Genomic DNA, 18,387 nt, shown 5'->3' on the forward strand with positions numbered 1-18,387 from the left:
TAGCGAAAACGAATTAGCAAAACCTTTGTTATTCCATTATCATCGCGGCACACGTCATCACCGCCTATGGGAGACACCGATCATGCGCAAGACATTGCTGGGCGCCCTTGCCCTTTCTACCCTGTCACTGGCCATCAGCCAGGCCAACGCTGACGAGCACAGCATCAAGGTAGGCACCGTAGCGGGCCCGGAGACCGACGTCATGCAGGTCGCCGCCGAGCTGGCAGAAGAGCGTTATGGCCTGGACGTGGAGATCATTGAGTTCACCGACTACGTGACACCCAATGCCGCACTCGCCGACGGCAGCCTGGACGCGAACGCCTACCAGCATGAGCCGTACATGAACGCCATGGTCAATGATCGGGGCTATGACTTCGCCATTGCCGGACGCACCTTCGTGTACCCCATCGGCGCCTATTCCGAGAAGTACACCAGCATCGACGAACTGCCGGAGGGCGCCACCATCGCCCTGCCCAACGACCCGTCGAACGAAGGCCGCTCGCTGATCCTGCTGCACAACGAGGGCCTGATCACCCTCGATGATCCGGAGAACCTTGAGGCCACACCGCTGAACATCGTGGAAAATCCCCACGACTTCGACTTCCGCGAAATCGAAGCGGCCCAGCTCCCCCGCGTACTGCCGGATGTGGACATGGCCTTCATCAATAACACCTTCGCTCAGCCCGCCGGCCTGACCCTGGAGGACGCGCTGGTCAAGGAAGGTCCCGAGTCACCCTACGTCAACATCATTGCCGTGCGTAGCGGCGACGAAGACAGCGAAGCCATTCAGCAGCTGGTCGACGCCTACCAGAGCGACGAAGTCGCTGCCAAGGCCGAGGAACTGTTCAAGGGCTCCGCGGTGCCTGGCTGGAAGTAACCCATACTGGCTCTTCGAGGCCGGCCAATGCTGATCAGCATGGTCGGCCTTTTTCACTTCTGCAGGACGGAATCAAGACCTTCATGTCATCCTATGACCTTCTGGTGCGTCAGCTCAGCGCCCTTCTCGACAGCGATGATTGGCTGACCAACGCCGCTCAGACCAGCGCCTTTATCATGCAGGAAGTCGAAGCGCTGAACTGGGCAGGCTTCTATCTTCACAAGACGCCACAGGTGCTGTCGCTTGGCCCTTTCCAGGGCAAGCCAGCCTGCCACCCCATTCCGTTCAACAAGGGGGTATGCGGTGCGGCGGCCCGAAGCCTTGAGACCCAGCGCGTCGACGACGTGCATGCGGTGGCGGACCACATCGCCTGCGACAGCGCATCCCGCTCCGAGCTGGTCGTCCCGATTCTCGATGCCGCAGGCCAGCTGTGGGGAGTCCTCGACCTGGACAGCCCACAGCAAGGGCGCTTCAGCGCCGACGACCAGGCAGGCATCGAGCGCCTGGTAGAGGTCTTTCGGCAGGCCAGTGGACTGAGTTCTGAGTTCTGAGTTCTAAGTTCGGAGGCCTAAGTCTCACCACATCGCTGCCACCTCAAGGGCAGTGACGCCTCCAGGGCGTTACTGCCCTACTCTGCCGGCCGCTACCCCTTCCGCGTGCTCTCTCGTCACCTACCCCTCGCCAGCCTGCCCCTCGTCACCACGCCTCTCGTCAGCGAGGGCATCCTGGGGCTTTACGAGGGGCCACTGACAGGCAGCGGCGCGCTGAAGACACAATGATCCACCAACGAAAAAGGCCCCGAGCAAATAGTGCTCGGGGCCTTTTTCTGGAATCTGGTAGGACCAGGCGGATTTGAACCGCCGACCTCCACGATGTCAACGTGGCGCTCTAACCAACTGAGCTATGGTCCTGCTGTATAACGCTAACTGCGGCTACTGACTGGTAGGACCAGGCGGATTTGAACCGCCGACCTCCACGATGTCAACGTGGCGCTCTAACCAACTGAGCTATGGTCCTGCAAAGATCAGCCTTGCTATTACTGCATGTGCCACTACTACCTGTACCACTACAACAGGCACCGGCACGAAATGTGGCAGAACTGCATAATGGTAGGACCAGGCGGATTTGAACCGCCGACCTCCACGATGTCAACGTGGCGCTCTAACCAACTGAGCTATGGTCCTACACTGTCCAGAGGAACGAATTACCCTTGAGCAACCTTCCTTTACTGGACCGGTCTGGGCGACACCTTGAAGGGCCTCATCCCCGACAACGGATGCGAATTCTACGGGATCGTCAGAATAATGCAAGCCCTTGAGTTCACCGAATGATTTTTTCTGATGGAGCGTGCTCGGCCATGCGCTTTGCCCTCCCCCAACATGAACCACGAGCACCGGGTGAAGACCATCGCCAACCGCTGTCGAGTTCGTTTACGATCACCAGATATCGCTTAGGGAACGCCTGAGATGAATCAGCAACAGCGTCAGGATGCCATCATCGACCTGGTCAGCCGCCAGGGGTACGCCAGCATCGAGCAGTTGACCGACCACTTTGGCGTGACACCGCAGACGATCCGGCGCGATCTCAATGCACTGGCTGAAACGGGACGCATCAGGCGTGTTCATGGTGGCGCCGGCCTGGAATCCAGCACCGTCAACACCGCCTACGCCACCCGCAAGACGCTTAACCTGGATGCCAAGCGACGGATCGCCGCCAGCGTCGCCCGCCAGGTACCTCATCACGCCTCGCTGTTCATCAACATCGGAACCAGCAACGAACTGATCGCTGAAGCGCTGCTGGAGCATCAGGGACTGGAAGTCATCACCAACAACCTGAACGTGGCGTCCATCCTCCACCACAAGGAAGATTTCAAGGTAATCGTGGCTGGCGGCCAGGTTCGCCCGCGGGATGGGGGAATCATCGGCGAAGCCACCATCGACTTCATCCATCAGTTCAAGGTCGACATCGGCCTCATCGGTATCAGCGGGATAGACGAGGATGGCTCACTGCTGGAGTTCGACTATCAGGAAGTGCGCGTCGCCCAGGCCATTATCCAGAATTCACGTCAGGTATTTCTTGCCGCTGACCACTCGAAATTCCGCCGCAACCCCGTGGTGCGGCAAGGCAACGTCGCACAACTCGATGCGTTGTTCACCGACCGTCAGCCACCAGAGCCCATTGCCCGCCTTCTCAGGACACATGACGTGGCCCTGCACATCGCGTGACTCGCCTGTCTCCGCGGCCTGAGGCGAGCCTCCATGGTCGTTTTGCGCGCATGCATTTGTTCGTTAGCCAACATCTGTCTATGCTTATTTTCGAATCCGAAACCCTCTGAACCGTTACCGCCTCTGGCCAAGCGTACGTTCATCCACCACGCTGAAGTCGTCATTCGCGTTTCAGGAAACCTTGCCCATGCAACGCCCTTACATTCTTGCCTTCGACCAAGGGACCACCAGCTGTCGCGCGATCCTGTTCGACCAGGCGACCCGTATCGTTGGCATCGCCCAGAAAGAGTTCACCCAACACTACCCACAGGCGGGCCGTGTTGAGCACGACGCGATGGAAATCTGGGGCTGCCAGATGGGGGTGGCCCGGGAGGTGCTGGAAACCCAAGGGGTCAAACCCAGTGAGGTCGCGGCTATCGGCATCACCAACCAGCGTGAGACTACCCTGGTCTGGGACCGACACACCGGCAAGCCGATCCATAACGCCATTGTGTGGCAGGACCGGCGCACCGCTCCCTTGTGCGATGCGCTCAAGGACAAGGGGCTTGAACAACATATTCGTGACACCACCGGGCTGGTGGTGGACGCCTACTTCTCCGGCACCAAGATCCGCTGGATACTCGATCAGGTCGACGGTGCCCAGCAGCGAGCAGAAGCCGGCGACCTCCTGTTCGGCACCATGGACAGCTGGCTTTTGTGGAATCTCACCCGTGGCGAACAGCATGTCACCGATGTCTCCAACGCATCACGCACCATGCTGTTCAATATTCACTCCCTGGAATGGGATGCTCGCCTGCTGGAGGCTCTCGATATTCCGCTGGCCATGCTGCCGCAGGTCAGATCATCCAGCGAGGTCTATGGCACCACCGCCAAGGAAATGTTCGGCGGGGCGCAGATCCCCATCGCCGGTATTGCCGGGGATCAGCAAGCGGCGCTGTTCGGTCAGGCCTGCTTCGAAAAAGGCATGGTCAAGAACACCTACGGCACCGGCTGCTTTTTGCTGATGAATACCGGCGATACCCCCGTACCGTCGCCGTCAGGCCTGCTGACCACTGTGGCCTGGAGCCTGGACGGTAAGGTCACCTATGCCCTGGAGGGCTCGATTTTCATCGCCGGCGCCGCCATTCAGTGGCTGCGGGACGAACTCAAGATGATCGACGCGGCAGAAGACTCCGAATACTACGCCAGCAAGGTCGAGGATGCCGACGGCGTCTATGTGGTACCGGCCTTCGCGGGTCTCGGCGCCCCCTACTGGGACATGTACGCCCGAGGCGCCATCTTCGGCCTGACCAGAGGCTCGAGCAAGGAACATATCACTCGCGCCACCCTCGATGCGCTGGCCTACCAGACCCGCGACATCATCGATGCCATGCAGGCCGACTCGGGCATCACCCTGAAGGCACTCAGGGTCGACGGAGGCGCGGTGGCCAATAACGTCATGATGCAGTTCCAGGCGGACATGCTCGCGGTCAACGTGGAGCGTCCCCAGGTCATCGAGAGCACGGCGCTCGGCGCCGCTTATCTGGCCGGCATTGCGGTCGGGCACTGGAGCCTGGAGCAGCTGGCCCACAGTGGCGATATCGAACGCACCTTCTGCCCGGCGATGGCCGAAGAGGAACGCGAGCGGCGCTACAAGGGTTGGAAGAAGGCCGTGCGGCGGACCATGAACTGGGAGCGCGACGACACCTGACACCTCCAGGGAGGCGGACTCATGCAGCTGCGTGATACCCATGTGCAACGACTCAAGACCGAGCACTTCGATGTAGTGATCGTCGGGGGCGGCATCAATGGTGCCGCCAGCGCGGCCGCCCTGGCAGGCAAGGGCGTCAAGGTCGCCCTTATCGACCGGGGCGACTTCTCCGGCGAAACCAGCCAGCATTCCTCCAATCTGGTCTGGGGCGGCATCAAGTACATGGAAAGCTATGACTTTGCCCTGGTCAGAAAACTCTGCAAGAGCCGCAACCATCTGATTCGCAGCTTTCCCTCGACAGTGCAGGAGATTCGCTTTCTGACCACCGTCGACAAGGGCTTCCGGCATCACCCACGCACACTATGGCTCGGCACCTGGCTGTACTGGCTGATGGGCAATGCCTTCACCCGGCTACCGCGCTATCTCAACCCCAAAGGCATCAAGGCCAGGGAGCCGATCGTCGATACCGGCAATGCCGTGGGTGGATTCGAGTACTCTGACGCCTATCTACACGACAATGACGCCCGCTTTGTCTTCAACTTCGTGCGCACCGCCCTGGACTATGGTGCTGCCGCTGCCAATTATGTCGAGTCCAGGGGTGCCAGCCGCCAGGGCGGCCACTGGGTGGTCGATGGCTGGGACCATCAGGCGCAGACCTCACTGCGCATCAATGCCAGCGTGTTGATCAACGCCTCGGGCCCCTGGGTGGATGACCACAACCAACGCAGTGGCCAGGTCACCGAGCACCACCACGCCTACTCAAAGGGCATCCACCTGATCGTGCCGCGGCTGACTGATCACCATCGAGTGCTGGCCTTCTTCGCCGACGATGGCCGGCTATTCTTCGCTATTCCCATGGGCCCCCGTACCTGCATTGGTACCACCGATACTCGAGAGCAACGCCCGGAAGTCGCCGTCACTGACCAGGACGTCAGCTTCGTTCTCGACAACATCAACAAGCGTCTGACGCTGGAGCGTCCACTGACGCGCAGCGACGTCATTGCCAGCCGTTGTGGCGTGCGCCCGCTGGCGGTGAAGGCCAGTGCCGACGGCCAACGGGATTTTCTGCAAATGTCACGCAAGCACGCCATCGACACCTCAGGAGAGGATCGTCATATCAGTATCTTTGGCGGAAAACTCACCGACTGTGTGAACGTCGGCGAAGAAATCGTCGCGGAAGTCGCCGCCCTGGGCGTCACCATCCCTGACCCGGATGCACGCTGGTATGGAGAACCCCACGCGGATGATCGACGGGAGTTCATGCACCAGGCACGCCTGCTCGAACTGGACACGATGACGCCGGCCTCATCCAGCGAGGCACTGAGCACGCGACTGTGGCGCCGCTACGGCCTGAGCGCCTTTGGCATGCTTGATCAGATCCGCAGAGATCGCCGACAAGGGGAACTGCTGATAGCGGGCACCGAGTACCTTCGCTGCGAGCTGGAACATGCCGCCAGCAAGGAGATGATCACCCGGATGGACGATTTCCTGCGCCGTCGCTCGAAGATTGCGCTAGTGGTGGACCACGAAAGCCTGCGCGACGCCCCCGGCCTTGAAGAGGCCGCGCGCATTCTTTTCGGCGACGACGCCGAGCAGCAGCTACAGGAATACTTCCACACCCACCGCCCTGCCCCCCGCAAGCTCGCCTGAGCCCACGATGGCGTCAACTCGCGGTGAGGGCTCAGCCCGAAAGCTGGTGGTCCCGGCCACTGACCCTGCCGCTATCCACGCTGCGCTGTCGAAGCCCTGTCGAAGCCCTAGCGAAAAGACGGCTCTCGTGGCCCTATCGTCCAGCGCTACATCTCGTTAGTCTGATCAACGATCTCCCGTTTACCACCACGTCGAAGGACCGCCGAATGGTTGAGTTGATCGCTGATGTCATACTGGTGTCTGTCGTGACGGTGCTCGCAGCTGCGACCCTGATCGCCAGAATCCCCACCCACTGGTGGTGGCTTAGAGCCTGCGAATTTCCGCGCCTACAGCTAGGACTCGCCGCTCTGCTGTGCGCCCTGGCAAGCCCCCTGGCCAGCCCGCTATTGACGCCTTGGTTGATGATCGTCGCCTTGGTGGTGGCGATCATACAGGCGGGATACGTGCTGCCCTGGACACCGCTCTGGCCGGTACAAGTGAAATCGGCGGAAGACGATGTCGCTGACCGCTGCCTGACGCTGATGGTCGCCAACGTGCTGACACCCAATCGCAACAGTGATGGGCTGCTCAAGCTGGTCAGGGACCACGAGCCGGATATGCTGCTGACGCTAGAATCGGATGACTGGTGGGGCAGCCAACTGGATGAGGGGCTCGCTGACAGCTACCCCCACGCTGTTCGCGTCCCCCTGGACAACCTCTACGGCATGCACCTGTACTCTCGCCGCCCGTTGCACGACACCAAGGTCAAATGGCTGATACAGGATGACATCCCCTCCATCCACTGTGGCGTCGAGCTGCCCAGTGGCGAGCAGATACGCTTCCACGCGCTGCATCCGCGCCCCCCGGCCCCCAGCGAGAGCGAAGAGTCGCTATGGAGAGACGCCGAACTGATGCTGGTGGCCAAGCTGATCCATCAGGACCCCGTTCCGACACTGGTCGCCGGTGACCTTAACGATGTTGCCTGGTCCCGCAGCACGCGACTGTTTTGCCGCGTCAGTGGGATGCTGGACCCCCGCCGCGGGCGCGGGCTGTTCGCCAGTTTCCATGCCAACATACCGCTGCTGCGCTGGCCGCTGGACCATGTCTTCGTCAGCGAGCATTTCACCCTGGCGCATATGGAGCGACTTCCCGCCTTCGGCTCGGACCATTTTCCGATTCTTGCTCGGCTCTGCTACCGACCGGCCAGGGCAGACGAACACGACACCCCCGAAGCGGCACCGGCGGAGTTTCGTGATGCCCGGGATACCGTGGAAGAAGCCAAGGAGCGGGACGAGCCTAGCTGACGTCAGCGACCAACGCGGCGAAGCCCTGACCGTGCAGGGCTTCGCCAAAGGCATCAACGGGTCTCGTCGCCGCCACTCGACAACGCTATTCGGGAATGCCCCCTTGGGTAAGGGCGACCGGATCAAGCAGGCGCTGCAGCTCCTCACGTCCCAGCTCGGTTTCTTCCTCGGCGACGTCAATGATCGGGCGCCCGGCCTGGTACGCCTTCTTGGCAATCGCCGCCGCGGCGTTATAGCCGATCACCGAATTCAATGCCGTCACCAGGATGGGATTGCGCGCCAGCGGCTCGCTCAGGTTGTCTTCGCGCACCTTGAAGCTGGCAATCGCCTTGTCTGCCAGCAGTACCGAGGTTTGGGTCATCAGAGTAATGGCCGTCAGCAGGTTGTTGGCGACCAGCGGAAGCATCACGTTCAACTGGAAGTTTCCGCTCTGCCCGGCCACGGTCACCGCCGCATCAAGCCCAATCACCTGGGCTGCCGCCTGGGCCGCCGACTCGGGAATCACTGGATTGACCTTGCCCGGCATGATCGAACTGCCCGGCTGCAAGGCTTCAAGCTCTATCTCGCCAAGCCCAGCAAGCGGGCCGGAGTTCATCCAGCGCAGATCATTGGCGATCTTCATCACCACACAGGCCAGCCCCTTGAGCTGTCCTGACAGTTCGACGGCAGCATCCTGTGACCCCAGACTGGCAAAGAAGCTGTCGTTGGGACTCAGCGTCAGTCCGGTCAGGCGTGACAACTCTTCCGCCATGCGCTGTGCAAATTCGGGGTGGGCATTGATGCCCGTGCCCACGGCGGTCCCCCCCTGGGCAAGGCGACATAGCCGAATCAGGGCACTGTCGAGGCGTTCGATGGCCTGGCCTACCTGACTGGACCAGCCCCCCAGCTCCTGACTCAGGCGCAGCGGCATGGCGTCCATCAAGTGGGTGCGCCCGGTCTTGACCACACCGTCGAGCTCGTTGGCACGCCGATCAATCGTGTCACGCAAGTGCACCAGTGCCGGGCGCAAGCGGCCCGTGACCTCAAGGGCAGCCGATAGATGCAGCGCCGTCGGGATGACATCGTTGCTCGACTGGCCCATGTTGACGTGATCGTTGGGCCCCACTTGAAGGTCATCACGACTGGCCAGGTGGGCGATGACCTCATTGACGTTCATATTGCTGGAGGTGCCAGAGCCGGTCTGAAACACATCGATCGGAAACTGGTCGTCGTGGCGTCCCTCGATGATCTCATCGGCCGCCTCGATAATGGCCTGCCCTCGCGCATCATCCAGCAGGCCGAGGGCCACATTGACCACGGCGGCGGATCGCTTGATCCGCGCAATGGCATGAATGAAGGCGACGGGCATGGCCTGCCCAGATACGGGAAAGTTATTGACCGCACGCTGGGTCTGGGCGCCGTAGAGAGCACCGGCGGGAACCTCCAGTTCCCCCATGCTGTCGCGTTCGATACGTGTCTGCGTCATGGATCACTCCTGATCGATAGTGGCAAGGGTCACGGTCTTCTCCCCCATCCTTCACCATGGTGGCGCCAAGGCCTGCTTGCAAGCGTCATCTCGCTGTCACTGTGCCCTGTCATCGTTGTGCCCATGCGCTGGCGGCGAAATGCCCGGTCCGATCGGCTTAAAACGCATGCACTGTGCCACTTCACGTTTTCCCGCACCTATCGCCAGACTCAGCCCACACACATGTTGCGATGCACAAAACGCTCTGCTATTGTGCACTGCAACAGAAGACACCCAGGCAGCGACCTACAGGGCAACTCCCACGGTCCGGCCTAGCGTGAGTTCGATAACCCAGGAGGTTCTGATGATGCGCACTTTTGACGCCAAAGCACTGTTCAACAACGAGCAAGTCGAGACTCTGTTCTTCGGTCCGGCTCGCGCCTACGCCAACCTGACTGTCGACTTCGCCGAGAAGCTCGCCAGCGCTCAGCTGGACGCTGCCAAGGCTTACGCCGAGACCGGTCTGGCCCAGGCACGCGCCTTCACTTCCGTCAAGGATGCAGAAGGCCTGCGTTCCTACATGGAAGGCCAGCAGAAGGTCGCCAAGGACCTGACCGAGCGCATGAAAGGCGACGCCGAGAAGGTCGTGGCCCTGCAGCAGGACTTCGTCTCCAAGAGCCAGAAGCTGGCCGAAGACAACGTCAAGGCAGCCACTGACACTGCTACCAAGGCGACCGCCAACGCCAAGTAATTCGGCAACGGCACTCGCCTGAACGACGCCAGTCGTTCATCAGCGGCCCCCGATCTCCATCGGGGGCCGTCTTGTATCTGCTGGATCTGCAGGAAGCGTCAAGGCGCTGTCTACCGACACTGCTACCAAGGCGACCGCCAACGCCAAGTAATTCGGCAACGGCACTCGCCTGAACGACGCCAGTCGTTCGTCAGCGGCCCCCGATCTCCATCGGGGGCCGTCTTGTATCTGCAGGATCTGCAGGAAGCGTCAAGGCGCTGTCTACCGACACTGCTACCAAGGCGACCGCCAACGCCAAGTAATTCGGCAACGGCACTCGCCTGAACGACGCCAGTCGTTCATCAGCGGCCCCCGATCTCCATCGGGGGCCGCTTTGCGTTAAGCTGATGGGGCACAGGGCCTAATGACATGAAAAGGAGACCTCGCCATGAAGGCATTCCCCCTGCTGTCACGCGCAACCCCACTGTGGGCCGTCATGCTGCTGGCCGCCCTGCTGACCGGGTGCCAGGGCATCAGTACGACGGGCACGACTCGCGCCCCAGACGTGATCGAGATCGGCGAGCCGGATGTGACAGTGGAGCAGCCAGGCCCGAGGGATGACCAGCCCACCGCCGACCAGGCTCGGGTCCCGCGTGAGATTCCTTTCCCTGCGGACGTCTACGCCAAGCTTCCCAAGAGCGGCAGTGCGGTGCTGTCGGGTCGCCTCACGCTCAACACCGACGCCGGACCGGTGATCGGTGCCAACGAGACCGTCTCGCTCGCTCCCATCACCAAGTATTCCGCCGAAGCGGCGGCCCAGGCGCTGGCAGGCCGTGCGGTGGAACGCGCAGATCCGCGGGCGCGGGAGTACACCCACACCACGCGCACTGACGGCAATGGCTACTTTCAGCTGCGAGACCTTCCCACTGGCGACTTCTACGCCTCCGGGACGGTGGTGGACCCCGCCACCGGCATGCGCCAGATCGTGATCAAGGAAGTCTCGCTAAGCAACGGCGGGCACAGTGAAGTGCAGTTGAGTCGGTAAGTCGACGGCGGCAACCCGGTTGCCGCCTCTACCAATCCAGAGCGCGCTTGACGAAAGGGATCGTCAGCTTGCGTTGCGCCGATAAAGAGGCGCTATCCAGCACGTCAAGACAGCGAAACAACTCGCCAAGCTCGCGGGGACCACGGTGCAGAATATAGCGCGCGACTTCGCCGGGCATTTCCATGCCCCTCACCCGGGCTCGCAATGTCAGCGCGCTCATGCGGTCCTCGTCGGACAAGGGTCGCAGGTGAAAGGTCATGCCCCAGGTCAGCCGTGACGCAAGATCCGGCAGCTGGACATCAAGCTGCCGGGGGGGCCTGTCCGCCGCAATCACCAGCCGCTTGCCGCTGTCACGCAGGCGATTGAAGGCATGAAATAACGCCTCTTCCCAGCGCTTGCGCCCGACCACTCTGTCCAGATCGTCGATGGCCAGCAGGTCGAGCCGCTCGATATCCTCCAGCATCAATGGAGGAAAGTGCCCGAGTTCTTCCAGGGGCAGATACAGCGTCCTGAAATCCCGGCCCGAAGCCTCATGGCACGCCGCCTGGAGCAAGTGGCTGCGCCCGACCCCCTCGCCGCCCCACAGATACAGAAACGACTCCCCATCGTCCTCGAACTGCTGACGCAGGCATTCGACCACGGGGCTGTTACCGCCCGCGTGATAGTTCTCGAAGGTAGCATCATCACGCAGCCCAAGCCCCAGGGGCAGCTGTGCAGGAGACCGGCTCATCGCACATCCTCGTCGGCATTGGCTGCGCGCTGGCGAGCGCCGTCACGTCCCTGCTGATGGGCATCGTACAACGACGAGTTCTTGTAGGTTTCATGCAGGTAGCGCAGCACGACCATCACCATGGCGGCCACCGGCAAGGCCAGCAGCACCCCGGTGAAGCCAAACAGCTGGCCACCGGCAAGCACCGCGAAGATGACCGCCACAGGATGTAGACCGATCTTGTCGCCCAACAGTTTTGGCTGCAGCAGCGTACTCTCTACCAGCTGCCCGAAACCGAACACCAGCGCCACCCCCAACAGAATCAACCAGTCGCCGAACTGGAAAAATGCCACCACGCCAGCCACCGTGATGCCGACGATGACGCCCAGGTACGGAACGATACTGGCCAGCCCCGACAGCAGGCCGATCAACAGGCCAAAACGCACACCCAGAAGGGTCAGGCCTACCGCGTAGATCACCCCCAGGCACAGCATGACGATCAACTGCCCGCGCAGAAACGCCGCCAGCACCTCGTCACACTCCTTGGCCAAGCGCACGGCGGTGGGCTCCCACTGTCGCGGAAGCAGGCGCCGCACCTTGCCTACCAGCACGTCCCAGTCCAACAGCAGGTAGAAGGTCACCACCGGTATCAAGGCCAGGTTGGCCAGCCACCCGGCCAACACCAAGCCGGAGCGAGACACCTGTGCCAGCACACTGGCGGCCAGGGTGCCGGTTTCTTTCCAATTGGCCAGCAGCGCCTGGCGCAGCTGATCGAAGTCGGTGCTCAGGTCGAGACCGGTCCAGGATTGGAGCTGAGGCAGTACCGTGCTCTGAACCCAGTTCAGGATCGCCGGCAGAGCCTCGGCCAACTGACCAATCTGCCGCCCGAGCAGCGGCACTACCAGCAGCAGGGTCAATCCCACCAGCAGGGTCAGCAGCACAAACACGACCGCCACCGACCACTGCCGCGACAACCCGCGATCTTCCAGGCGATCGGCAATCGGGTCCCCCAGATAGGCCAGCACCATGCTGACAAAGAACGGCGCCAGCACCGGTTCGATACTCACAAAAAACCACAGTACGGCAGCTGCGACGGCGACGACGATCCACCACTGCTTGTTCATTCGCTGTTCCCCAAGAGACCACGTTTCCATGTGATGACGGGCCGGCCATGCATCATGGCTGCGACGGACGGTGCACAGTGCTACAATCCTCGCCCCCAACGTGCCCATTGTCTCACGTTCGCCCGGTGGTGCGCACCACGCCCGCGGGTCGACCGACTCCACAGGATCTGTCATGACCGACTCCTCCTCTTCCAAGAAAGCCTCGCTCAGCTACAAGGATGCCGGCGTAGATATCGACGCTGGCAACGCTCTGGTTGACCGCATCAAGGGTGTGGCCAAACGCACCACTCGCCCCGAGGTGATGGGCGGTCTCGGTGGCTTCGGCGCGCTGTGCCAGCTGCCCACCGGCTACCGCGAGCCTGTTCTTGTGTCCGGCACCGACGGCGTCGGCACCAAGCTGAGACTGGCCATGGACCTCGGTCGCCACGACACCATCGGCATTGACCTGGTCGCCATGTGTGTCAACGACCTGGTGGTGGCGGGAGCAGAACCCCTGCTGTTTCTCGACTATTACGCCACCGGCAAGCTTGACGTCGACATTGCTGCCGACGTGGTGACGGGCATCGGCGCCGGCTGCGAGCAGGCGGGCTGTGCCCTGGTGGGTGGTGAAACCGCAGAGATGCCAGGCATGTATGAAGGCAGCGACTACGACCTGGCCGGCTTCTGCGTGGGCGTCGTGGAGAAGGACGAGATCATCGACGGCTCCAAGGTCGGCGCGGGTGATGTCCTGCTTGGCTTGACCTCCTCTGGCCCGCACTCCAACGGTTACTCACTGATCCGCAAGATTCTGGAAGTCTCTGGAGCCAAGCTCGACACCGACATCGACGGTCAGCCGCTGGGTGATGCCCTGATGGCCCCCACCCGGATCTACGTCAAGCCGCTGCTGGAGCTGCTGCGTCATGACGACTATCAGGTCCATGCGCTGTCGCATATTACCGGCGGTGGCCTGCTCGAGAACTTGCCCCGCGTGCTGCCGGAGCACCTGACGGCCCATGTCGACACCAGCCGCTGGCAGCGCCCCGCCGTGTTTGACTGGCTGCAGCAGCAGGGCAACGTCGACGAACATGAAATGCACCGCGTGTTGAACTGCGGCATTGGCATGGTTCTGGTGGTGCCTGAGGCACAGGCCGACCAGATCAGAGCCCATCTGCAGGCCCAGGGTGAAGGCGTGCACCGTATCGGTGTCATCGCCGAGCGCCAGGGTGATGAGGAGCAGGTACAGCTGGAGCAGTCCGGGTCATGAGTGACGGCGTCAACGATGGAGAGCTGAACGGTTTCACTCCCGAGCAGGCCTCCCTGCCCAGAGTCGTCGTGCTGATTTCCGGCGGCGGCAGCAATCTTCAGGCACTGATCGATGCACAGACCCACGATGAGCTGGGCGGCGAGATCGTCGCAGTCGTCTCCAATGTTGCCGATGCCCATGGTCTCAAGCGGGCTCGGGACGCAGGCATCGACGCCGTCGCGCTGCCCCATCGCGAGTACGAAAGCCGCGATGCCTTTGATGGTGCGCTGATCAAGGTGATCGAGCGGCATGAGCCTGACCTGGTGGTACTGGCAGGCTTCATGCGGATCCTGACGCCGCGCTTTGTGCAGCGCTTCCTGGGCCGGATGCTCAATATCCATCCCTCCCTGCTGCCTGCCTATCAGGGACTGCACACCCATGCCCGCGCGCTGGCCGACGGCGTTGCCGAGCACGGCTGCAGCGTGCACTTCGTGACCGAAGAGCTGGACGGTGGACCGGTGGCTATCCAGGCGGCGGTCAAGGTGCAGGCCGATGATGATGAAGCCAGGCTGAAAGAGCGTGTGCTCAGCCGTGAACACCTGATCTTCCCAATCGCGGTACGCTGGTTCCTGGAGGGACGGCTACGCCTCGAGGGCGACATTGCCACCATCGACGGCCAGCCTCTGCCGCCAGGGGGCATGCGCCTGTCTCATGAGGATGCCGCCGAAGAGCTGGACGAGGATGAGTAACAGCGCCACGCCATAAGCTTGCCGGACGCCAACTCCGTCAGCGCCCACGCTGTCTGGCGCCACGAGCTGCAGTCGAAAAAGCCCGCTGACATGGTCAGCGGGCTTTTTTCGCTACCCAGCGCTGATACCCCCTACCGAGGGCTAGCGCTCTTCAGCCATCAGGTACGCGGCAGGGTGACGCCGCGCTGTCCCATGTACTTGCCGCCACGATCCGCGTAGGAGGTGGCACACACCTCGTCGGACTCGAGGAACAGCATCTGCGCCACGCCTTCGTTGGCGTAGATCTTGGCCGGCAGGTTGGTGGTGTTGGAAAATTCCAGGGTCACGTGGCCTTCCCACTCGGGCTCCAGCGGGGTCACGTTGACGATAATGCCACAGCGGGCGTAGGTCGACTTGCCCAGGCAGATGGTCAACACGCTGCGCGGGATGCGGAAGTACTCAACGGTGCGCGCCAGCGCGAAGGAGTTCGGCGGAATCACGCAGACGTTACCCTTGACGTCGACAAAGCTCTTTTCGTCAAAGGCCTTGGGATCGACCACCGCCGAGTGAATATTGGTAAACACCTTGAATTCATCGGCGCAGCGAACGTCATAGCCGTAGCTCGAGGTCCCATAGGAGATGACCCGCCGTTCGTTGACGTAGCGAACCTGGTCGGCCTCGAAGGGCTCGATCATGCCCTCGTTTTCGGCCATGCGGCGGATCCATTTGTCGGACTTGATGCTCATGGGACTTCCTGCTGGGTGCTCAAAGAGTGGACGCGTTCGGTGGGGCCACATGATAGCGGCCCCCCGATGCCACGTCACGATGCAATAGTCACGCCTGCCCTGTGGGTGCTTGACCCGGGTCAGCGCCACCAGGCTACGTTCGTGTCGCTGGGACTGATGCTCTAGTCGCTGAAGCTGATACTCGGGCCATCATCACCGCCCTGGGCACCAACCTGCTCTGCCACCTGGCGAGCCATCTCACGGAAGGACGTCGCGACCTCGCCTTCAGGCTCTGCCACCACGCTCGGCCGCCCACTGTCCACCTGCTCGCGAATCGTCAGGGAAAGTGGCAGCCGGCCCAGCACTCGGGTGTCGTACTCTGCGGCGATCCGTTCGCCACCGCCTTCACCAAAGACCGGCTCGCTATGGCCACACTGACTGCAGGTATGCAGGCTCATGTTCTCGACAACGCCTAGCACCGGCACCTTGACCTTGCGGAACATCTCGATGCCCTTGCGCGCGTCGAGCAGGGCAATGTCCTGGGGCGTGGTAACGATCACGGCGCCATCGACGGGCACCTTCTGCGCCAGTGTCAGCTGGATGTCGCCGGTGCCCGGGGGCATGTCGATGAACAGGTAATCCAGTTCGTTCCAGCGGGTCTGGTTGAGCATCTGCTGGAAGGCGCCAGCCACCATGGGTCCGCGCCAGACCATCGGCTCGCGCACATCCACCATAAAGGCCATGGACATCGCCTGGAGCCCGTGAGCTTCGAGGGGCAGGAACTGGTTTTCCCCACTCGCCTGTGGCCGCACACCCTCACCGACACCCAGCATCTGGGCCTGGCTCGGTCCATAGATGTCGGCATCGAGAACGCCGACACGATAGCCCTCGGCGGCCATGGCCAGCGCCAGATTGACGGTCACTGTCGACTTGCCTACGCCACCCTTGCCGGATGCCACGGCGACGATATGCTTGACCCCTTCGATCACGTCTCGCTCCTGTTACCAGATGGGTGCGGATAGCCCGCCGGGCCAGTATAGAGGCAGCGACGGGCGAGGTTAAGCCGGATCACGCATGAATGGCGTCCACTACGCAACGAGCGAGCCCGTAGGCTCGCTCGTTGCGGGTACTGCGCTCCATCGTTGTTACTGACGGCTATCCTCGGCGGCGTCATCTCCTGTTACCGCGGAAGCGGCGTCACGCACCTTCTCGGCGGCCTGGCGGGCGACATCCTTGACGGTTTCCACTGCACCGGCAGCGCCTGCGGCGACTTCATCCGTCCACCCGTTGGTGGACGCTTCATCCGTTTCGGAGGTCTGCTCGCTCGCGGCGGTGCTGTCTTCTGCACCCGAGGCCGTGCTCTCTTCAGCGCCCGATGCCGTGCTCTCCTCAGCACCCGAGGCCGTGCCTTCTTCACCAGCACCGGCACCAGCGCTCTGCTGCGAGGACTGCTCCTCGTCGCTGGAGGGCTTGCCCGTGGCTTCAGCCGACGCCACATCCTCGTCGTCCGCCGCGCTTTCATTAGAGCCTTGCTCGCTGGCGGCTGCCGCGCTCTCACCGGACGACTCGGTGTCGCTCTGGCTGGCCGGATCGGCAGCCGAACCGGTGGGTGAGGCGCTGTCGTCGCCATTGACCGAGGCCCCATCAGCGACGGAAGTCGGGCGCTGGCCATCCCCCTGGCCGCTGCGGATGACCTCGACCGACCCAGTGCTACCTCCGTTCTGCGCGGAGGAGCTGGAGTGACCGGCCGCCTCAGCGGTAGCACGATCCAGGTTTTCCAGCTCGATGCGCCAGGTATCCAGCTGTCCATTAAGGCGCGCCAAGCGCTGGCGGCGCTCTTCGGCTCGCGCTTCGAGCTCCTTGACCTTGGCAAACAGTTCGTCGCGACGGGCCACCGCCTCTTCGGCGCGGGCCTCGGCCTGACGTACGCGGGCCTCGGACTGCTCGCGCGCTTCGGCGTTCTCGGCAAGAATCTGTTCGAGGCGGGACTGAGCCTGCTCGGCTTGCTGCTGAGCCTCCTGCTGCTCGGTCTCCAGCCGTGCCACCTGCTGTTCGAGATCGCCCACAGACGTCTGTTTTTCCTCGATGCTGCTGCTCAGGTCGGCAAGCCGCTTTTCGGCGTCATCGATGTCACTGGTCAGCGACTCTGACTCGGCCTTGAGGGTATCTCGCTGTTCGATCAGTGACTGCTGCTCGCTCTGGGCTTCTTCCAGCCGGTTGCGAGCGGCCACCAGATCGGATTCCAATGCGGCTTGGGTGGCTTCCAATTCCTTGAGGTCCGCTTCCACCTGGGCGGCCTGTTCCTCGGCGCTGGCGCGAGCAGAGCGGGCGGCCTGCTCCTGTTCCTTCAGCGTCGCCAGCTGTCCGCGCAACTCCTCAAGCGAGGTCTCCGCTTCCTGCCACTGCGCCACCTGGCTTTCCAGCTCGTCACGCTGAGCGGACAGAGTCTCTTGGCTCTCTTCCAAGCCTGCTACCTGCTCGCGCAGGGTCTGAACGCGAGACTCGCTCGCTTCTAGCTCCTTGGAGAGCGCGGTGCGAGCCTCATTATTGGAGCTGGCACTCAACTGGGCACCGATGGCCCAGATCAAGCTCACACCCGCTACCGCTGCAATGCCCTTCACCCGATGATCCGAGAACAAGCCAGAGCCACCTGAAGAGGCGGGTGCAGGCTGAGTCTCGCTACCACGGCCATGTTGCTCGGTATTATTGTCCTTGTCGGGGTTGATCTCTTCCATTCGGGGTCTCCCTGGGGGTGCAATGATTCGCGTCCGTTATCTCTTATCGCGCCGCGCCACACGCCTGCGCCGTGGCAGCGATCCATTCTTGTGCCGTTACTCTTGCGTCGCACTGTCCTTCGCAATGCCCTTCGCCATATTCTTCAACTGGCCCTTCGCGATGCCCGCCGGAACGCTGGTCCAGCTAGTCACAGCATACT

General features: G+C 62.2%; 16 protein-coding genes and 3 tRNA genes. 10 read left to right on the forward strand and 9 right to left on the reverse strand.

Annotated elements, in window-relative coordinates:
- Nucleotides 1-82 precede the first annotated feature (82 nt).
- The gene (locus KUV86_RS17910) at nucleotides 83-877 is read left to right on the forward strand and encodes a MetQ/NlpA family ABC transporter substrate-binding protein (protein ID WP_206944598.1); all 795 of its coding nucleotides are present in this window, start codon (nucleotides 83-85) and stop codon (nucleotides 875-877) included.
- Nucleotides 878-960: 83 nt separating this feature from the next.
- Entirely contained in the window at nucleotides 961-1,428 is a 468-nt protein-coding gene (locus KUV86_RS17915) for a GAF domain-containing protein (RefSeq protein ID WP_222486003.1), read from the forward strand.
- 283 nt (nucleotides 1,429-1,711) lie between these two features.
- Here the strand turns inward: KUV86_RS17915 and KUV86_RS17920 are convergent.
- From KUV86_RS17920 to KUV86_RS17930, 3 genes are all read right to left on the reverse strand, one after another.
- Nucleotides 1,712-1,788: transfer RNA gene (locus tag KUV86_RS17920), tRNA-Val, on the reverse strand.
- A gap of 29 nt (nucleotides 1,789-1,817) precedes the next feature.
- Nucleotides 1,818-1,894: transfer RNA gene (locus tag KUV86_RS17925), tRNA-Val, on the reverse strand.
- Between the two features lie 90 nt (nucleotides 1,895-1,984).
- Nucleotides 1,985-2,061, reverse strand: a tRNA-Val gene (locus tag KUV86_RS17930).
- Nucleotides 2,062-2,343: 282 nt separating this feature from the next.
- Between KUV86_RS17930 and KUV86_RS17935 the strand changes: the two genes are divergently transcribed.
- The 4 genes from KUV86_RS17935 (at nucleotide 2,344) to KUV86_RS17950 (ending at nucleotide 7,725) form a co-directional block, all read left to right on the forward strand.
- On the forward strand, nucleotides 2,344-3,102 hold the full coding sequence (locus KUV86_RS17935) for a DeoR/GlpR family transcriptional regulator (protein WP_206944602.1): 759 nt from the start codon (nucleotides 2,344-2,346) through the stop codon (nucleotides 3,100-3,102).
- Between the two features lie 187 nt (nucleotides 3,103-3,289).
- Complete coding sequence (gene glpK / locus KUV86_RS17940) at nucleotides 3,290-4,792, forward strand: glycerol kinase GlpK (protein WP_206944604.1); 1,503 nt, start codon at nucleotides 3,290-3,292, stop codon at nucleotides 4,790-4,792.
- Nucleotides 4,793-4,813: 21 nt separating this feature from the next.
- Nucleotides 4,814-6,442, forward strand: a complete 1,629-nt coding sequence (locus KUV86_RS17945) for a glycerol-3-phosphate dehydrogenase/oxidase (RefSeq protein WP_222486005.1) — start codon at nucleotides 4,814-4,816, stop codon at nucleotides 6,440-6,442.
- Between the two features lie 206 nt (nucleotides 6,443-6,648).
- Nucleotides 6,649-7,725 (forward strand): endonuclease/exonuclease/phosphatase family protein, encoded by a 1,077-nt coding sequence (locus KUV86_RS17950; RefSeq protein ID WP_206944608.1) that lies wholly within the window; start codon nucleotides 6,649-6,651, stop codon nucleotides 7,723-7,725.
- An 85-nt stretch (nucleotides 7,726-7,810) separates the two neighbouring features.
- On the opposite strand, the gene KUV86_RS17955 is transcribed toward KUV86_RS17950, so the two are convergent.
- On the reverse strand, nucleotides 7,811-9,190 hold the full coding sequence (locus tag KUV86_RS17955) for a class II fumarate hydratase (protein ID WP_206944609.1): 1,380 nt from the start codon (nucleotides 9,188-9,190) through the stop codon (nucleotides 7,811-7,813).
- Between the two features lie 346 nt (nucleotides 9,191-9,536).
- Between KUV86_RS17955 and KUV86_RS17960 the strand changes: the two genes are divergently transcribed.
- Together KUV86_RS17960 and KUV86_RS17965 are read left to right on the forward strand one after the other, a co-directional pair.
- The gene (locus KUV86_RS17960) at nucleotides 9,537-9,920 is read left to right on the forward strand and encodes a phasin family protein (RefSeq protein ID WP_206944765.1); all 384 of its coding nucleotides are present in this window, start codon (nucleotides 9,537-9,539) and stop codon (nucleotides 9,918-9,920) included.
- A gap of 427 nt (nucleotides 9,921-10,347) precedes the next feature.
- A complete protein-coding gene (locus tag KUV86_RS17965; RefSeq protein WP_261397707.1) occupies nucleotides 10,348-10,944 on the forward strand; it encodes a carboxypeptidase-like regulatory domain-containing protein in 597 nt (198 codons plus the stop codon).
- A gap of 28 nt (nucleotides 10,945-10,972) precedes the next feature.
- Here KUV86_RS17965 and hda read toward each other — a convergent pair whose 3' ends face one another.
- Both hda and KUV86_RS17975 read right to left on the reverse strand, forming a co-directional pair.
- Nucleotides 10,973-11,674, reverse strand: a complete 702-nt coding sequence (gene hda, locus KUV86_RS17970; RefSeq protein WP_206944611.1) for a DnaA regulatory inactivator Hda — start codon at nucleotides 11,672-11,674, stop codon at nucleotides 10,973-10,975.
- Complete coding sequence (locus tag KUV86_RS17975) at nucleotides 11,671-12,777, reverse strand: AI-2E family transporter (protein WP_222486007.1); 1,107 nt, start codon at nucleotides 12,775-12,777, stop codon at nucleotides 11,671-11,673. Before KUV86_RS17975 ends, hda begins: the two co-directional genes overlap by 4 nt.
- A gap of 172 nt (nucleotides 12,778-12,949) precedes the next feature.
- Here KUV86_RS17975 and purM point away from each other — a divergent pair, with 172 nt between their 5' ends.
- Both purM and purN read left to right on the forward strand, forming a co-directional pair.
- Nucleotides 12,950-14,020 (forward strand): phosphoribosylformylglycinamidine cyclo-ligase, encoded by a 1,071-nt coding sequence (gene purM, locus KUV86_RS17980; RefSeq protein ID WP_222163344.1) that lies wholly within the window; start codon nucleotides 12,950-12,952, stop codon nucleotides 14,018-14,020.
- On the forward strand, nucleotides 14,017-14,748 hold the full coding sequence (gene purN / locus KUV86_RS17985; protein WP_222239210.1) for a phosphoribosylglycinamide formyltransferase: 732 nt from the start codon (nucleotides 14,017-14,019) through the stop codon (nucleotides 14,746-14,748). Before purM ends, purN begins: the two co-directional genes overlap by 4 nt.
- Before the next feature lie 158 nt (nucleotides 14,749-14,906).
- Here purN and dcd read toward each other — a convergent pair whose 3' ends face one another.
- The 3 genes from dcd to KUV86_RS18000 all read right to left on the reverse strand — a co-directional run bounded on the left by dcd (nucleotide 14,907) and on the right by KUV86_RS18000 (nucleotide 18,187).
- Nucleotides 14,907-15,473: a dCTP deaminase gene (gene dcd / locus KUV86_RS17990; protein WP_222486009.1), complete on the reverse strand. Its 567-nt coding sequence runs from the start codon at nucleotides 15,471-15,473 to the stop codon at nucleotides 14,907-14,909.
- 161 nt (nucleotides 15,474-15,634) lie between these two features.
- Entirely contained in the window at nucleotides 15,635-16,438 is an 804-nt protein-coding gene (apbC, locus tag KUV86_RS17995) for an iron-sulfur cluster carrier protein ApbC (protein WP_206944767.1), read from the reverse strand.
- A gap of 159 nt (nucleotides 16,439-16,597) precedes the next feature.
- Nucleotides 16,598-18,187 carry a hypothetical protein gene (locus KUV86_RS18000; protein ID WP_222486011.1) on the reverse strand — a complete coding sequence of 530 codons (1,590 nt, stop codon included), beginning with the start codon at nucleotides 18,185-18,187 and terminating at the stop codon, nucleotides 16,598-16,600.
- Nucleotides 18,188-18,387: the final 200 nt, after the last annotated feature.

It is taken from the genome of Halomonas sp. DP8Y7-3 (assembly GCF_019801675.1).
GTDB lineage: Bacteria > Pseudomonadota > Gammaproteobacteria > Pseudomonadales > Halomonadaceae > Halomonas > Halomonas litopenaei_A.

Coding starts and splice junctions, on each gene's coding strand:
- KUV86_RS17910 (WP_206944598.1), top strand. CDS start 83: ATGCGCAAGACATTGCTGGGCGCCCTTGCCCTTTCTACCCTGTCACTG.
- KUV86_RS17915 (WP_222486003.1), top strand. CDS start 961: ATGTCATCCTATGACCTTCTGGTGCGTCAGCTCAGCGCCCTTCTCGAC.
- KUV86_RS17935 (WP_206944602.1), top strand. CDS start 2,344: ATGAATCAGCAACAGCGTCAGGATGCCATCATCGACCTGGTCAGCCGC.
- glpK (WP_206944604.1), top strand. CDS start 3,290: ATGCAACGCCCTTACATTCTTGCCTTCGACCAAGGGACCACCAGCTGT.
- KUV86_RS17945 (WP_222486005.1), top strand. CDS start 4,814: ATGCAGCTGCGTGATACCCATGTGCAACGACTCAAGACCGAGCACTTC.
- KUV86_RS17950 (WP_206944608.1), top strand. CDS start 6,649: ATGGTTGAGTTGATCGCTGATGTCATACTGGTGTCTGTCGTGACGGTG.
- KUV86_RS17955 (WP_206944609.1), bottom strand. CDS start 9,190: ATGACGCAGACACGTATCGAACGCGACAGCATGGGGGAACTGGAGGTT.
- KUV86_RS17960 (WP_206944765.1), top strand. CDS start 9,537: ATGCGCACTTTTGACGCCAAAGCACTGTTCAACAACGAGCAAGTCGAG.
- KUV86_RS17965 (WP_261397707.1), top strand. CDS start 10,348: ATGAAGGCATTCCCCCTGCTGTCACGCGCAACCCCACTGTGGGCCGTC.
- hda (WP_206944611.1), bottom strand. CDS start 11,674: ATGAGCCGGTCTCCTGCACAGCTGCCCCTGGGGCTTGGGCTGCGTGAT.
- KUV86_RS17975 (WP_222486007.1), bottom strand. CDS start 12,777: ATGAACAAGCAGTGGTGGATCGTCGTCGCCGTCGCAGCTGCCGTACTG.
- purM (WP_222163344.1), top strand. CDS start 12,950: ATGACCGACTCCTCCTCTTCCAAGAAAGCCTCGCTCAGCTACAAGGAT.
- purN (WP_222239210.1), top strand. CDS start 14,017: ATGAGTGACGGCGTCAACGATGGAGAGCTGAACGGTTTCACTCCCGAG.
- dcd (WP_222486009.1), bottom strand. CDS start 15,473: ATGAGCATCAAGTCCGACAAATGGATCCGCCGCATGGCCGAAAACGAG.
- KUV86_RS18000 (WP_222486011.1), bottom strand. CDS start 18,187: ATGGAAGAGATCAACCCCGACAAGGACAATAATACCGAGCAACATGGC.